Source organism: Thermoplasmata archaeon (genome assembly GCA_035632695.1).
Taxonomy (GTDB): Archaea; Thermoplasmatota; Thermoplasmata; order RBG-16-68-12; family RBG-16-68-12; genus RBG-16-68-12.
The window spans coordinates 1-1,802 of the sequence record DASQGG010000155.1; the positions used below are offsets into that span (position 1 = coordinate 1).

Annotated in this window: 1 protein-coding gene and 1 other RNA gene; one reads left to right on the top strand and one right to left on the bottom strand. The window is 67.1% G+C overall.

Annotated features, from left to right (window positions below; all coding sequences use genetic code 11):
- Nucleotides 1–323 precede the first annotated feature (323 nt).
- Nucleotides 324–606, bottom strand: an RNA gene (gene rnpB / locus VEY12_09835) — RNase P RNA component.
- Between the two features lie 100 nt (nucleotides 607–706).
- On the opposite strand from rnpB, the gene VEY12_09840 reads away from it, so the two are divergent.
- On the top strand, nucleotides 707–1,802 hold a 1,096-nt coding region (locus VEY12_09840; protein HYM40419.1), incomplete at its 3' end, for an MFS transporter.

A 1,802-nucleotide genomic window follows, 5' to 3' on the forward strand; every position in this document is an offset into this window, starting at 1 on the left:
GAGAGCTTCTGCGCGTCGCGGTATGCCTTGGCTTCCCTCTTCGCACTCCCGGCGGGGATGTTTAACGCGTCGGCGATCCGCTTCGGCGAGGACGCCAGATCGGGATGTTCGTCCAAGAAGCTGCGAACCCTTTCGCCCACCTGTAGGGTTCGCGAACCTTGGTCGTCCTGCATCACCCCTCCAGCTCATCGAAAAGAGGAAAGTCCCGGGCCGCGAAGGCCCGGGGTTAGGGGAACGAGGCCGGGATTGAGCTGTAAAACGGTTTCACGCTCAGACCTTACGTCAGCCACTTTTCCTATGGGTCGGACTGCCGTAAGGTGACCAGGTGACCGCCGTACGCCCCCTTCTGTTCTGACGGCATTGGACTACGCGTCCTACCTGGCGCAAATGCGCCTGCTTGGACTTGCTCCGGTGGGGTGTCGCCGTCTCACCAGGTCCCGCACCAACGTCTTCGCCAGCGCGATTCATCCTCGGTGCGGGCTGTGTCGTTTCTGCGCCCTTGCCGGCCCTCTCAGGCCCCCCGCTTGCACGGGGCCACCTCTCGTAAGGAGGGGGGACGTTCCTCAGCTGCCCTTGCGGGCTACCGTCGGCCGTCCGCGGTCTCCTGGCCGCGGCGACCATCCGGCTGGGGCTATATGGAGTTTGTCTCCATGTTCTTCGCCGCGCCGGCCCTAAGGATTTATGTTCATGCGCCATCGCGGGCCGCGTGGCCGGCGACCGTCGCGTGCTCCTCGTGAACAGCCTCTACCACCTGACGAACGACGGCGCCGTCCAGGTGCTCTCCGGACAGATCGCGATCTTGACCGGGGTGTTTGCCTTCGGCCCGTTCGAGACGGGGATCCTGGGAGGGACCGCGCTCCTCGTGAACGCGATCGTCCAGGTGTTCACCGGGGTCATGAGCGACCGCCGCGACCCGTCGCGGTTCCTGCCGATCGGCATCCTGATCGTGGGCGTCGCGAGCCTGCTCGTCGCCCTCGCCACGTCGTTCTGGGCCCTGCTCCTCTTCGTCGCCCTCCTCCGCGTAGGCGCGAGCTTCTACCATCCGGTGGGCATGTCGTGGATCGGCCGCGCGTACCCGCCCGAGGAGCTCGACCGGTCCATGGGCTTCCAGTCCGGCTTCGGGGACTTCGGCGAGGTCCTCGGCACCGCCACGGGCGCGCTCTTCGGCCTCGCCTGGGGATGGTGGTGGGCGTTCGTGATCTGGGGCATCGCCAACCTGTTGGCCGTGGCCGCGGGCCTGGTCCTTGTCCGCGGCCACCCGTCGCCCCCGGTCGCGCAGGCCCCGATCCGGTGGGGGGACCTCTGGCGCTCCCTGGGAGATGTCAAGTTCTGGATCTTGCCCCTCGCCATCGGGAGCGTGGGCTACAACGTGATTGCGCTCTTCGGACCGCAGTTGCTCCACAAGGTGTACGGCGTCAATCCCGGCGTCGCAGGTTTCGTGATCGCCGCGTGGCTCCTCGTGGGGACGGGCGTGGCCCTCTCCTTCGGGCGCTCGAGCCGCCTGTTCGGCCGCTTCCGGTTGACCGTGTTCGCGTACGTGGCCATCGGCCTCACGTGCCTCGCGACCGCGGTCCTCACGAACCCGTGGCTCATCGTCGCCGTCACGCTGACCCTGGGTGCGGGCCTCTTCCTCACGTACCCGGCCCTGTTCGCAGCGGCCTCCGAGGCGAGCCACCGGCAGCTCCAGGGAGCTGCGTTCGGGTTCGTATTCTTCTTCCAGCTGCTCGGCGGGGCGATCGGCACGTACGTCGCGGGTTTCATCTCGGATGCGTATGCCGCGGACCCAATCCTCGAGTACACGG